This is a genomic window from Pedobacter nototheniae, assembly GCF_032678625.1.
In the GTDB taxonomy this organism is placed as follows: Bacteria; Bacteroidota; Bacteroidia; order Sphingobacteriales; family Sphingobacteriaceae; genus Pedobacter; species Pedobacter nototheniae_A.
On the sequence record NZ_JAVTSO010000001.1, the window covers coordinates 74780 to 88846 of the forward strand.

At 36.9% G+C, this 14067-nt stretch carries 12 protein-coding genes; 4 read left to right on the plus strand and 8 right to left on the minus strand.

Annotated features, from left to right (window positions below; translation table 11 throughout):
* Window positions 1-113: 113 nt before the first annotated feature.
* The 4 genes from gcvP to R2Q77_RS00425 all read right to left on the minus strand — a co-directional run bounded on the left by gcvP (window position 114) and on the right by R2Q77_RS00425 (window position 5760).
* Entirely contained in the window at window positions 114-2990 is a 2877-nt protein-coding gene (gene gcvP, locus R2Q77_RS00410) for an aminomethyl-transferring glycine dehydrogenase (RefSeq protein ID WP_316801730.1), read from the minus strand.
* Between the two features lie 233 nt (window positions 2991-3223).
* Window positions 3224-3787: a hypothetical protein gene (locus R2Q77_RS00415; RefSeq protein ID WP_316801731.1), complete on the minus strand. Its 564-nt coding sequence runs from the start codon at window positions 3785-3787 to the stop codon at window positions 3224-3226.
* A 159-nt stretch (window positions 3788-3946) separates the two neighbouring features.
* Window positions 3947-4837 (minus strand): DMT family transporter, encoded by an 891-nt coding sequence (locus R2Q77_RS00420; protein ID WP_316801732.1) that lies wholly within the window; start codon window positions 4835-4837, stop codon window positions 3947-3949.
* A 206-nt stretch (window positions 4838-5043) separates the two neighbouring features.
* The gene (locus R2Q77_RS00425; RefSeq protein ID WP_316801733.1) at window positions 5044-5760 is read right to left on the minus strand and encodes a pyridoxine 5'-phosphate synthase; all 717 of its coding nucleotides are present in this window, start codon (window positions 5758-5760) and stop codon (window positions 5044-5046) included.
* An 82-nt stretch (window positions 5761-5842) separates the two neighbouring features.
* Here R2Q77_RS00425 and R2Q77_RS00430 point away from each other — a divergent pair, with 82 nt between their 5' ends.
* The 3 genes from R2Q77_RS00430 to R2Q77_RS00440 all read left to right on the plus strand — a co-directional run bounded on the left by R2Q77_RS00430 (window position 5843) and on the right by R2Q77_RS00440 (window position 9020).
* Complete coding sequence (locus R2Q77_RS00430) at window positions 5843-7483, plus strand: ArnT family glycosyltransferase (protein WP_316801734.1); 1641 nt, start codon at window positions 5843-5845, stop codon at window positions 7481-7483.
* Window positions 7484-7485: 2 nt separating this feature from the next.
* Window positions 7486-7866: a GtrA family protein gene (locus R2Q77_RS00435; protein WP_316801735.1), complete on the plus strand. Its 381-nt coding sequence runs from the start codon at window positions 7486-7488 to the stop codon at window positions 7864-7866.
* 173 nt (window positions 7867-8039) lie between these two features.
* Window positions 8040-9020: a polysaccharide deacetylase gene (locus R2Q77_RS00440; RefSeq protein ID WP_316801736.1), complete on the plus strand. Its 981-nt coding sequence runs from the start codon at window positions 8040-8042 to the stop codon at window positions 9018-9020.
* Window positions 9021-9594: 574 nt separating this feature from the next.
* Here the strand turns inward: R2Q77_RS00440 and R2Q77_RS00445 are convergent.
* From R2Q77_RS00445 to R2Q77_RS00460, 4 genes are all read right to left on the minus strand, one after another.
* Entirely contained in the window at window positions 9595-9939 is a 345-nt protein-coding gene (locus R2Q77_RS00445; protein WP_316801737.1) for a DUF6370 family protein, read from the minus strand.
* Window positions 9940-9960: 21 nt separating this feature from the next.
* Window positions 9961-10848, minus strand: coding sequence for a hypothetical protein (locus R2Q77_RS00450; protein WP_316801738.1), 888 nt, complete (start codon window positions 10846-10848; stop codon window positions 9961-9963).
* 196 nt (window positions 10849-11044) lie between these two features.
* Complete coding sequence (ahcY, locus tag R2Q77_RS00455; RefSeq protein ID WP_316801739.1) at window positions 11045-12361, minus strand: adenosylhomocysteinase; 1317 nt, start codon at window positions 12359-12361, stop codon at window positions 11045-11047.
* A gap of 206 nt (window positions 12362-12567) precedes the next feature.
* Window positions 12568-13398: a hypothetical protein gene (locus R2Q77_RS00460; protein ID WP_316801740.1), complete on the minus strand. Its 831-nt coding sequence runs from the start codon at window positions 13396-13398 to the stop codon at window positions 12568-12570.
* A 208-nt stretch (window positions 13399-13606) separates the two neighbouring features.
* On the opposite strand from R2Q77_RS00460, the gene R2Q77_RS00465 reads away from it, so the two are divergent.
* Window positions 13607-14059, plus strand: a complete 453-nt coding sequence (locus R2Q77_RS00465; protein ID WP_316801741.1) for a hypothetical protein — start codon at window positions 13607-13609, stop codon at window positions 14057-14059.
* Window positions 14060-14067 lie beyond the last annotated feature (8 nt).

Sequence of the window (14067 nt, forward strand, 5' to 3'; positions counted from 1 at the left end):
AAAACGAATAGCCGGTAAAGTGAAATTGGAATACGGTTCAAAAAAAAAACTGCAAGTTTCATGAAATGAATTCATAAAACTTGCAGATGCTATAGCTATGGAATGACAGTGTTTTAAGGCACTATTTCCTCTAAATAACTTTCAACCGGCGGGCACGCGCAAATTAATGAACGGTCGCCATGGCTATCATTAACACGACCTACCGATGGCCAGAACTTGCGTTCTAACACATATGGAAGCGGGAAAGCTGCCGTTTGACGGCTGTAAGCATGATCCCATTCGTTTGCTGTAATTACCGCCACTGTATGAGGTGCATTTTTTAACGGATTATCCGTTTTATCCAATGTACCGTTTTCTACTTCAGTAATTTCTTTCTTGATTGAAATTAAAGCATCGCAAAAACGATCTAACTCATGTTTAGGTTCAGATTCAGTAGGTTCAACCATTAAAGTACCTGCAACAGGGAACGATACGGTTGGCGCATGGAAACCATAATCCATTAAACGTTTTGCAATATCGGTCACTTCAATTCCGAACGCTTTGAAAGAACGGCAATCTAAAATCATCTCGTGTGCACAACGGCCCTGAGCACCTGAATAAAGTACAGGATAATGTTGCTCTAAACGCGCTTTCATGTAATTCGCATTCAAAATGGCATATTTGGTTGCATTGGTTAAACCTTCGCTACCCATCATGGCAATATACGCATGAGAGATAATTAAGATAGAAGCAGAACCCCAAGGTGCCGATGAAACGGCAGAAATTGATTTTCCTTTATCGATATCTACTACCGCATGGCCAGGAAGATAAGGAACCAAATGCTTAGCTACACCAATTGGGCCCATACCAGGACCGCCACCACCATGAGGGATACAGAAGGTTTTATGTAAGTTTAAGTGACAAACATCGGCACCAATATTAGCCGGACTTGTTAGTCCAACCTGTGCATTCATGTTTGCACCATCCATATAAACCTGCCCACCATTTGCATGTATGGTTTCACAAATCTCTACAATACTTTCTTCAAATACGCCGTGAGTAGATGGATAAGTAACCATTAAACACGATAAATTGGCTGCATGTAATTCAGCTTTAGCTTTTAAATCTTCAACATCGATGTTACCGTTTTCTAAAGATTTAACCACTACAATTTTCATATCGGCCATTGCTGCCGAAGCCGGGTTTGTACCATGGGCAGAAGCTGGGATTAAAGCAACATTACGATGAAAATCACCACGATCATGGTGATAAGCACGGATAACCATTAAACCAGCATACTCACCTTGTGCGCCTGCATTGGGCTGTAAACTCATTGCAGCAAAGCCTGTAATTTCGCTTAACCATTTATCCAGCTCATTAAAAACTGAATAATAGCCTAAAACCTGATCGGCTGGTGCGAATGGATGAACGCGACCGAAGTGAGACCAGGTAACCGGAATCATTTCTGCAGTTGCGTTTAATTTCATGGTACAACTTCCCAAAGCAATCATCGAATGACAAAGCGATAAATCTTTTGCCTCTAATGATTTGATGTAACGCAACATTTCATGCTCTGAATGGTGTGAGTTGAAAACCGGGTGTGTCAAATAAGCAGAAGTACGTTGCAAAGCCGAAGGAATTACCGTTTCTACCTGCTCAGTTACTTCAACCTGATCTGCTGCTATCGCTTTAACTTTAGCAAATATTTTAGCGAGAAGCTGCACATCTTCGAAAGTACTGGTTTCATCAAAAGAGATCGTTACAGCATTACCAGCATAATTTAAATTGATTTCATTATCCAGACATGCAGCATGAATACCACCTTTTAATTCGCCCAAATCAAAACGAACGGTATCAAAGTATGCCGAGTTTAGTTGTTCGAAACCTAAGTTTTTTAATGTAGCGGCAAGACTAACAGCTAAACCATGTGTACGCTCTGCAATTGCTTTTAAGCCTTTTGGCCCATGGTAAGCGGCATAAAAACCAGCCATAATTGCCAATAAAGCCTGTGCAGTACAAATATTTGAAGTTGCTTTATCTCTACGAATGTGTTGCTCACGAGTTTGTAAAGCCATACGCAAAGCATAATCTCCATGACTATCAATGGTTACGCCGATAATACGACCTGGAATTGAGCGTTTATACTCATCTTTAGTTGCAAAAAATGCGGCATGCGGACCACCAAAACCCATTGGTATACCTAAGCGCTGTGTAGTACCCACAACAATATCAGCTCCCCATTCGCCTGGAGGCGTTAATAAGGTTAAACTTAAAATATCAGCAGCAACGGTTAATTTTATATTTTGGTTGTGCAATGCCGACGCGAAGTCTTTATAATCGAAAACTTCACCATTACCGGCAGGATATTGAATAATTGCACCAAAGAAATCTTCAGCAGGCTGAAAAGTTTTATGATCGCCAATTACTAATTCAATGCCGTAAGGATTGGCACGTGTTTTTAAAATATCTATTGTTTGTGCAAAAACCAATTCAGATACAAAGAATCTTTTAGCTGCCTGGTTTTTACGTGTGCTGTATTGCATAAACATGGCTTCTGCTGCTGCAGTACCTTCATCCAATAAAGATGCATTTGCAATTTCCATTCCGGTTAAATCGATAACCATGGTTTGGAAATTTAACAAAGCCTGCAAACGGCCTTGTGCAATTTCTGCCTGATAAGGCGTATATTGTGTGTACCATCCTGGATTTTCGAATACATTACGAAGAATTACGCCTGGTGTAATGGTATCATAATAACCCTGGCCAATAAAGCTTTTAAAAACTTTATTTAACAATGAAGTTTGCTTTAAAGTACTCAGATATTCAACTTCTGATTTCGCTGCAGGCAAATTTAAAGCTTGTTTTAACCTGATTTTTTGCGGAACAGTTTGTTCTATTAGCTCATCGATAGAATTTACGCCAACAGTTTGCAACATTTCGGCAGTATCGGCCTCATTCGGCGCGATATGACGGTTTTGAAAATCTTCCTTGTAATGGATATTTAAGCTCATGCGGTATGAATAATAAATTTCGTGCAAAGATAGGTAAATAGCACCTATTTTTAAGCATGAAACACGAGCTAAAACGTCATATTTTGATGGTATGAATAGTCGGTAAAATCTATATTTTCAGTAGGATTTAGTACCAACATCGTTTTACATAAATTTAAGACCTCTTTTTAAATAAGAAGGTTAGCCTTGTATCCTGCAAATCGTTGTCAGACTTTTTTTAAGTCCCTTTAATTTTACTTTTGAACCTTCCACCCTTCGTCCTTACTTAACTTAAGCTTGTAGGTTTTGGTAATGAAGTTGCTATTCTTATTTGCTTCTTTATCGAATGGTTCAAAGTCAGTTGTCATCATTTTTAGTGATACAGTTACTTTTGCAGTGCTTGAATTTACTTGTTCAAAATCTACAGGTTTCTCACTGGATAAAAGGTACTCTATAACCTTTACCGTTGCTTTATCTCCATCCTGCTTTAAAACTAAAGGACTTGCTTTATCAGTTAGTGTAATTTGATAAACATAGCTACTGTCTTTTGACAGGAATTTTTTCTTAGCTTCTTTTAAGCTTAAATTAACCAACCCCTTACTGGCTAACGTTTTATATTTCCCTAACTCAAACATATCGTTTGTGCCGCTAAACTTCATTTCGCCAAATTTAAATCTGGTGGTCTTGTATTCAGGATTAGCTTTTAAATAATCAGTAATTACTTCTCCGGCTTCATTTTGATTAATGGTGGTTTTGTTTTTACAAGCTGAAAAGCCAATCAGAACAAGAGATAAAATATAAATGGTAAGTTTTTTCATAGTTATTTTTTATACTGATTAAAGATATTTAATTTTTTCCGAAAAACCGGAAGCCGGAGATCAGAAGGTTAAAGCTCGTTAGCAATTTATTCTTAAGGTTTAAATAATTATTGCTTAAAACGTCTTAATAAAATTGGTTTCGCAACCACGGCTAATGGATTATCCTTTCTTTAAATATTTCAAATTAGGTATAATCATTGCAGATAAAATTACCGCCACGCCTACCCAGCGCAAAAACGAAACTTGTTCCTGCAGCACCAGTCCAGCCATTATAATCGCAACTGGCAACTCGGCTGCACTTAAAATTGAGCTCAATGCAGTACCTACTCTTGGCACACCTTCTGCATAAAATAACGGGGGTATAACGGTACCAAAAACCGCTATAATTAATCCCCATTTTAGTAAACTCCCGTCCAGGGCGCCATTAAATAAAAATACAGGTGGGAAAATGATAAATATTAAAATGCAGGCACCGGTAATCATTAGTGCACTTTTCTTTAACACCGGATATTCAGTACCTATTCTACCACTCAACATTAAAAAGCCCGCATAACAAAGTGCCGCAAGCAAACCAAAGCCTATGCCAATAAAATTCAGGCTTTCTAATTTTGTTTCGATCATTCCACTTGCTAAAACCGTACCACTAAGCACCAATAAAATGGCCACAAACTGCTGGCTTGTTGGCTTTTTCTTAAAAATAACAAGCTCCATTAAAATGCTCATCCATATAAATTGCATTAATAAAATAATGGCAACAGAATTTGGCACCAGTTTTACGCATTGATAATAAAAAATACTTACCAGGCCTGTACAACATCCGGCAAGCATCATTTTCCACCAGGGGGTTTTTATTACAATTTGTTTTGCCTTAAAGGCTGGTGTTTTGGTTTGAAAAAAGAAAAGTACCCATAAAATTACAGCTCCAAAAAAAGCCTGGGCGCCGGTTACATCACCTAATGTGTAACCATCATGGTAAGCGAGTTTGACAAAAGTAGATAAGATACCAAAACTACAGGCACCAAAAAAAACAAGGAGAATTCCTTTTAACATGCTATTTTTTATTTGATAATTATGGGCATCATCCTGAGCGAAAAGAAGTATCTAATTTAACCGAAGTTCTATTTTCATTATTTAAAAATCCTTCAATGCGTTCAGAATGACAGAAAAAAGAACGTCAACGGTAGCTTGTCAAAAATTTTAACTTTTTAACAAGTATAATCTGACAATTACAAAACACACTACTTAAATTCGGTTGCTTAAACCAATTGTTGCAGATATTTTTGAACAGTTGTTTCCAGACCTAAGTAAAGTGCATCGCTAATTAAAGCGTGTCCAATCGAAACCTCCAGCAAACCAGGAATACTTTGAGCGAAATAGTGCAGGTTATGCAAATCCAGGTCATGCCCGGCATTTATGCCTAAACCTAAAGCATTTGCCTTATGCGCGGCCGCAACGTAAGAAACAATTGCTTTTTCGCGATCTGCATAGTAGTTATGTGCATAAGCTTCGGTATATAATTCAATCCGGTCTGTTCCAGTTTCGGCAGCACCTTCTACCATTTCTACAACGGGATCTACAAAAATAGAAACCCTTATACCTTCCTTTTGAAAAACAGCAACCATTTCTTTTAAATAGTCTTTGTGTTTTATGGTATCCCAGCCGTGGTTTGAAGTAATCTGTCCTTCGGCATCAGGCACCAAAGTAACCTGGGCAGGTTTATTCGCGAGAACTAAATCAACAAACTTATCTTCCTTACAATTGCCTTCAATATTAAATTCTGTAGCAATAACAGCTTTCAGGTTGTATACATCCTGGTAGCGAATATGGCGCTCATCAGGTCGTGGATGCACCGTGATGCCTTGTGCACCAAAACGCTCACAATCAAGTGCAACTTTTACTAAATCAGGATTATTACCTCCGCGACTGTTGCGCAGTGTTGCAATTTTATTGATATTAACGGAAAGCTTTGTCATGCTGCAAAGATAGGGCTTTAGCTTTCTTAATCTAACGGCTTCAGGAATTTTGACATTTTTATTCCCATATTTGTTATTTCAAATGAATATAACAGAGAATAAACTATATAAACTACTAATTACACTTATTGTAATTGTAAGTGCAGTGGCACTTTTTGGCAATGTATTGGAGAACGATTCGGCACTCTATGCTGCTATTGCCAAAAACATGGTTTTAAGAAACGACTGGTCAAATCTTTATTTCAGAGGGCTGGATTGGCTTGACAAGCCGCATTTAACTTTTTGGCTCGCCGCCCTATCCTTTAAACTGTTTGGCATTACTGGATTTGCATATAAACTTCCTTCTTTTTTATTTGGCCTGCTTGGTGCCTGGTATTTGTATAAACTGGCTAAAGATTTGTATGATGAACAAATTGGCTTAATCAGTGCCCTGGTTTTTCTAACCGCATTGCATATTCTGGTTTCTACTTTCGATGTGCGCGCGGAAGTTTACATTACTACTTTTACACTTGCCTCCATTTATCACTATTATAAAGCTCATTATTTTTCTTTCTGGCATATTGTTGCGGGTTCGCTTGCAGCTGCGTGTGCCATTATGATCAAGGGAATATTTGTTCTAATTCCTGTATTTGCTGGTTTTATTATTTACTGGGCTTTTACCGGCCAGCTCAAACAATTATTAAAGTTAAAATGGTGGATTGCTGTTCTCCTGATTTTCATCTTCATTATTCCTGAACTGTATACTTTATATACGCAGTTCGATCTACATCCCGAACTGTTGGTATTTGGGAAAACAAATGTATCGGGCTTAAAATTTTTCTTTTGGGATAGCCAGTTTGGCCGCTTTTTTAATAATGGACCAATAAAAGGGCATGGAGACATTTCTTTCTTTCTGCACACTACTTTATGGGCTTTTTTACCCTGGTCGGTATTATTTTATGCTGCTGTAATTAATCTTTTAAAAAAGAAAAACAGGATTACCTTACCTGCCGAAACCATTATTATCTGGGCAAGCGCTGCGGTTACTTTCTTAATTTTTTCTTTATCGAAATTCCAGTTACCACATTACATATTAATCATATTTCCGCAGTTTGCTATCATCACTGCTTTATACCTGAAAAAACTCGGCGAAAGAGGTTTAAAAGTTTTTTCTATTGTCCAAAATTCCATTTACATTTTAGTGGTAATTCTACTTTCGGCCTTAGCTATTTATTATGGTGTCGACTATAAATATATCGCTATTGTTATAGTTGTTTTAATTTTCGGAATTGCATTTTTACTCTTCAAAGGGAATGCGGCCAGTGCTATAATTGCCCGAAACACCTTCCTGTCTGTTGGTTTAATGCTCTTTATTTCTGTATTTTTCTACCCTTCTATTATGAAATATGAATCGGGCATGCAGGCCGGAAAATGGTTAAACCAAAACTACCCCAACAGTAAACCTGCTGTTTTGCTCAATAGCGATTCTTATTCTTTTGATTTTTATGCACACGGAGAGCCTCAATATTTCTGGAATTACGAGGATTTGGATAAGTCAGGAGATAAAAAAGACTTCGTTATTTACCTCCCTGAAACGGAAATGAGCAATCTCAAAAACAAATATCAGGTCGAAATTTTAAAAGATTTTGAATATTATCATGTAACCAAATTAAAGGGTAATTTTGTAAACCCTAAAACACGTGCTGAAACGCTGATTAAATATTATTTGGTAAAAATACATTAAACATGAACTTATTTTTCCGCATCATAAAGTTTGGATTAACAGGTTTACTTGGCATGGCGATTGATTTTGGTGCCACCTGGCTTTGTAAAGAGCAACTTAAAATAAATAAATACATTGCAAATGCAATTGGATTTACACTTGCCGTTACCAATAATTATTTAATTAACCGTGTTTGGACATTCGAAAGTACCAATACCCATTGGGGAACTGAATTTAGCAAGTTTTTGGTGGTCAGTTTAATTGGCTTGGGTTTAAATACTTTTATTATTTACCTTTTTCACCAGCGGAAAAATGGCACCAATTTTTATGTAGCTAAGTTTTTTGCGATAGTAATTGTATTTGTGTGGAATTTTCTGGCAAATATGCTGTTTACTTTTAAGTAACGTTTTTACCAATAAAATAAAATACAACCAACCAAATTAGCCCTTTAATCAGGAAGAATAGAAAGCCGATAAGCCCTACCCGCTTAAACCATAATTTGACTTTTTCTTTATTCATGGGATACAGGTAAAGATAACAGATTTGATCTAAATTAGAAAGATTTTAAATAAGGAAAATGAATTTATCTAAAGCCGCGTTTCTGCTCATTTTAATGCTTTGTAAATTTAACAATTTACTATTCGCGCAAAATTTTGATGCGATAAAGCGATACAAATTAAATTATGCTTTGGCTGTTAAAAACAATGAAAAGCTGATTGCATTACGCAGCTTTGTAAACAATAACCAGAAATATTTATTGCTGGTAAATCCTCAAACTTTTTATACAAAGGTTGATTTAGCCAATCAATATTCTACAAGTAGTTTACAATATTCAAATGTGCTTGCCATTTTTAAAAACACGGCTTACGTTAAAGCAATGGAAGCTGCAGCCCAAAAGGAGGTTCAACTTCAAAATGCTGGAATAGATCATTCTATACCGAACGAAAAAGGCATTACCTTAACCATCGACCTTTGTCCTTCGCACAAGGTGCTGGACAGAGTAATTTTTCAAACGGTTTTTGATGAGTTTAGAAAGATAGAACAACCTGCTCCGCTGGCCATTTCGGTTTCGGGCAAATGGATGTTAAAGCATCTGGACGATTTAAACTGGCTAAAGGGTTTTGCAGATAGAAAGGAATTAAATATTACCTGGGTAAATCATTCTTACAACCATGAGGTAAATCGCTTGCCACTTGCCGAAAACTTTCTTTTAGCGCCTGGAACAAATTTGGATGTTGAGGTTTTAGATAATGAAAAGCTCATGTTAAAAAACGGTTTAACACCCTCTGTATTTTTTCGTTTCCCCGGGCTGGTTTCCGATAAAAGCATTGTCGAAAAAATAGAAAATTATGGGCTTATTCCAATAGGAAGCGATGCCTGGTTGGCCAAAGGGCAACAAGCAAATGCCGGGAGCATTGTATTAATTCACGGTAATGGAAACGAAGAAATTGGGGTTAAAGATTTTATTCAGCTGCTAAAAAACAAACAAACCGATGTTAAAAATAAGCAATGGTTACTGTTCGATTTAAGGCAGGGTTTAGAAAAAGAATTTGAATAACGCGATTGCATTAAACAACAAATCGTCATTTCGAGCGCAGCGGAGAAATCTTTGAATATGAATTAAACGAAAGCCGCTTAAAAGATTTCTCGACATCATTGCATTTCGCCCGAAAAGACGGAGTAACAGTTTACTTCGTTTAATGTCCACAAGACTCAGGAGCATTAACCAACAAAGCGTCATTTCGACCGCAGCGGAGAAATCTTTGAATATGAACTAAATGAAAGCCGCTTAAAAGATTTCTCGACTTCATTGCATTTCGCTCGAAAGGACGGAGCAATAGTTTACTTCGTTTAATGACCACAAGACTCGGGAGCATTAAACAACAAATCGTCATTTCGACCGTAGTGGAGAAATCTTTGAATATGAACTAAACGAAAGCCGCTTGAAAGATTTCTCGACTTCATTGCATTTCGCTCAAAAAGACAGAGCAATAGTTTACTTCGTTTAATGACCGCATGACTCGGAATCATTAACCAACAAAGCGTCATTTCGGTGAAATCTTTGAATATGCTTTAAACAAAGTCTTTCTCGCAATGACGTCTCGATAAAAGGTTTTCGTAGCCCGATTTTTCTAATTCTTTTCTGGCAACAATTTGATTTCTTTTGCCTTAAAACGATTATTTACAATTTCGCCGGTTACTTCTGCTTTGCTTACCGCATTACAAAAACCATGTTCGCCATGGGCATCGCCAAAATCATCAATGTTCTTTCCATCAACAAAGTATGGCTTGCCATCAATACGAACAGCTAACTCACAATCTTTGCCTTTCATTTTAAACTGACATTCCCCACAGGCAACATCTACCACTTGCTTGGTAATCACTTTTACCGAAGCTGATTTTTTAGGTGCTGTTTGGGCGTTCGCAGAAAGTGCAAGTACACCAATAAACAGAGCAAATATTAACTTTTTCATCATTTTATTTTTTCAAATGTAAACTTATTTTTCGAGCAGCCATTTAATAAGATCTGCAGCTTCTGCTATACTCCATGAATGGGGATGTTTTTGCGTATTGTTCCTTATACCTCTATCCTTAGTTAAAATCAGTTCAACTTTATTATCGCTGGCGTTCTGTCGCAGTTTATTGATGTATCCGGCACAATCTGTTACATTCATATCCGATAAATCCATGTTTCTGTTTTCCATCCACCACAAAATATCTGGTTCACAATAAATGCGAAGTGGTGTTGAACTGTAAGATGGCAGGGCTTTCACATCCGTAAAATCGGGATTGTAAACAGACAATTCTACTAAACTCTCCTGCTGAGGCTTATTTGATGTATTTAGCACATCAATTTTTGACACAAAACTGCTTTCACGTCCTTTTAACAACGACTTCCTAAGCCTTACCATATCCAATGGGGGATCAATTGCAAAAACCTTATTAATTTTTATCTCTTTATTTTTGTTCGTATAAAACCTCAACGCAGCCGTACCTCCAATAGAAAAACCACCAATGTATAAATCTGTAGTCTCCTGGATTTTTCTTTTCTGATAAAAATCGCCAATCATTTTATTTAAAAGATTAATGCATTTTTTATCAATTGGAAAATCTTCGTTATTTAAGGTTAGGTTAACCATAACAACTGCAATATTATTTTTATTTGCCGTTTGAACAATGGTAGATTGGGCCATTACTGCAACCGGGCTTTCGAGGAAACCTGGTATCAGAAATAAAACACCAGCATAATTATTCTTTTCAGGGAGACTTTCTATATAATAACATCCTTTGCCAAAAAGTATATCGTTTTCTATTTTGTTTGTGGTTTGCGCTTTTATAGTGAAGCCAAACAAGAAAATAAATGAGGCGAGGATTAGAGTTTTCATAAGTATTATTTCCTCAAATGTAGGGCTTTCAAGAGGAAAATAAATACGCCAAGTCATATTAGAATTGCAGCAACTTTATCTAACGGATGCCTAATGCCTCAGCATGACAATTTGATTAATAAAAAAGGGATGTACAATTTGCACATCCCTTTTGATATTCAGACTCAAGACTCCGAACTTCGGACTCAAGGACTAATTAGTAACGATATTCGTCTGATTTAAACGGACCTTCAACAGGTACACCGATATAATCGGCCTGGTGCTGATCTAAAATATCTAATTCTACACCGATTTTTTCTAAGTGTAAACGGGCAACTTTTTCATCTAAATACTTAGGTAAAACATAAACTTTGTTTTCGTATTTATCTGTGTTTGTCCAAAGTTCTAACTGCGCCAAAGTTTGGTTGGTAAAGGAGTTACTCATTACAAAACTTGGGTGACCAGTTGCACAACCTAAGTTAACCAAACGACCTTCGGCCAATAAGATGATGTCTTTGCCTTCAATGGTATATTTATCAACCTGAGGTTTGATTTCTACTTTGCTTGAACCGTAATTTGCATTTAACCAGGCAACATCAATTTCATTATCAAAGTGACCAATATTACAAACGATGGCTTTATCTTTCATGGTTAAGAAATGCTCGCCACGAACGATATCACGGTTACCAGTTGTGGTTACGATAATATCTGCTTCTTTAACAGCTGTTGCAAACTTTTTAACTTCATAACCTTCCATTGCTGCTTGTAAAGCACAAATCGGATCAATTTCAGTTACAATAACACGTACACCTTGTGAACTTAAAGATTCTGCTGAACCTTTACCTACATCTCCGTAACCACAAACAACAGCTACTTTACCAGCCATCATAACATCAGTTGCACGACGAATTGCATCAACTAATGATTCGCGACAGCCATATTTATTATCAAATTTAGATTTAGTTACTGAATCGTTAACGTTGATTGCAGGTAAATGCAATGTTCCGTTTTTCATACGCTCATACAAACGGTGAACACCAGTTGTAGTTTCTTCTGATAAACCTTTAATCGCTGCAATTAACTCAGGATATTTATCAAAAACCATATTGGTTAAATCACCACCATCGTCTAAGATCATGTTTAACGGTTGTTGCTCCGGACCGAAGTGTAAAGTTTGCTCAATACACCAGTCGAACTCCTGCTCATTTAAACCTTTCCAGGCATAAACCTGAATACCAGCAGCAGCAATTGCAGCCGCAGCGTGATCCTGGGTTGAGAAAATATTACAAGATGACCAGGTTACTTCTGCACCTAAAGCCACTAATGTTTCGATTAATACAGCCGTTTGGATGGTCATGTGCAGGCAACCTGCAATACGCGCACCTTTTAACGGTTGTGTTGGACCGAATTCTTTACGTAAACTCATTAAACCTGGCATTTCTGCTTCGGCTAATTCGATTTCTTTACGGCCCCATTCTGCCAGTGAAATGTCCTTAACTTTGTAAGGGATATAAGTTGTCTCTACTGATGACATAATTTATTGTTTTTAAATGTGATGCAAAGTTACCACATAGCTTTGTGAAAGCCAAATTATAGCGGGTTTGTTAAATGTAAAATAGACCTAAAAAGATAGGTGATAAATTAAAACAAGCTTAATATAAGGTTCAATTAAATTAAATCTCATAAAAAATGGGCAGATGAGTTTTGCTCAATGCCCATTTTAACTGAAGGTGCAAAAAATTATCTTTGAACTCTTACTCCTGTATAAACAACCTCATTCGGTGTATTAGGAAATAATGTTATGTCAACAGCAATGAAGGTGCCATTTCTTCCGATCAAATATATGCCACTAAAATCGGTAATTTCGGTTAAGACGCCATTTGTATTTTTTATAACCCTTGTGATAATGCCATCATTTCCTTCAACTTGGTATACGTCGGCGCCTAAAGTAACCGTACCTAAATATCCATTTATAGTTTCAGAATTGGGTTGTTGATTTGGTGGAATATAAGTTTGGCTAACTATACTAACATGAGTAGGTGAGGTTGGATCTTTAATAAACTGCCCGGTAATTAGAATAATTCCATCTGCAGATCCTCCATACCGTTGAACAGTAAAAGCGGGTGGAGAAGATGAACCGTCATTAGAATTTAAAATCCAGGAATGCCAATCCGTATAATACATGCCTACTGCTGTTCCTATACCATTGACGAATGTTCCGAAAAAAGCAGAAAAGCGAGAATCGTCTTGTAGAAAGGATAACAAATTATTTTGACTTGTAGGACCAGAATATGAAGGTGACCAGCTTTGACCATACTCGGCCGCCGTTACCGTTGTGGGATAAGTAAAAGTAGGACCAAAATTCAATCCTCCGGCATAGGCGGTTTTGTATTCGCCATTCTCATAAACAACCGGTATAGCAGAAGCAGCCGGATTATCACCAGGTAATGTTGCTTTCAGTCCGTTTTTAATAGAGGCTGATGAATAAGATTCAGTTTGGTTCACATCTTTTTTACATGAGATGATCAAGCATAGCCCAGCTAAGGCCGTTAAAATTAGATTTTTTTTCATAAAGTTTTTAATGTAAAAATTTACACAAAATACAAGAAAGTCAGATGACAATGACGCAGTAACGAGTATTTTACCTAAGCATGTAGTTCAAAAAAACTACATAGCTTTTATTTTTCATATACTCATAGCCTTCTATTAATTTATTAGCCATCTATCTGGATCAAATTTCATTAACACACAAAGAGTAAGAAATTAATATATTTACGCCATGAAAAACATATTTCTTCTTATTATAATGACGACATTATTTGGATGCAGCAAAAAAGATAATGTGGTGACCAGACAAGGTATTGATGTTGAATTTACCAAAGATTATACTTTTACTGATGGCGTAACAGCCAACAGGCCATTTAATGTAGCCAGCATGTTAATCTGGAGGGCAGAAGGAAAGCAGTTTACGTATAATGGATTAACAGATAAAGCCACTGCTTATGATGATGTTTCCAAAACAAATATTGCTGCGGATTATACGTACTCAAACATAAAAAGTCAGGTAATTGAATTGCCGGCAGGCGAATATTTTCTGGCTATTCTTACCGATGATGCTGAAACGCCTAAAATGGCTTATACTTATACTTCGTTCTCTCTTAAAGCTGGCGTATTTATTCCAATCAAGAAGAATTTAACAGCACTGCCCAGCAATGCTTATACCCCTTGGTAATCAGCTGC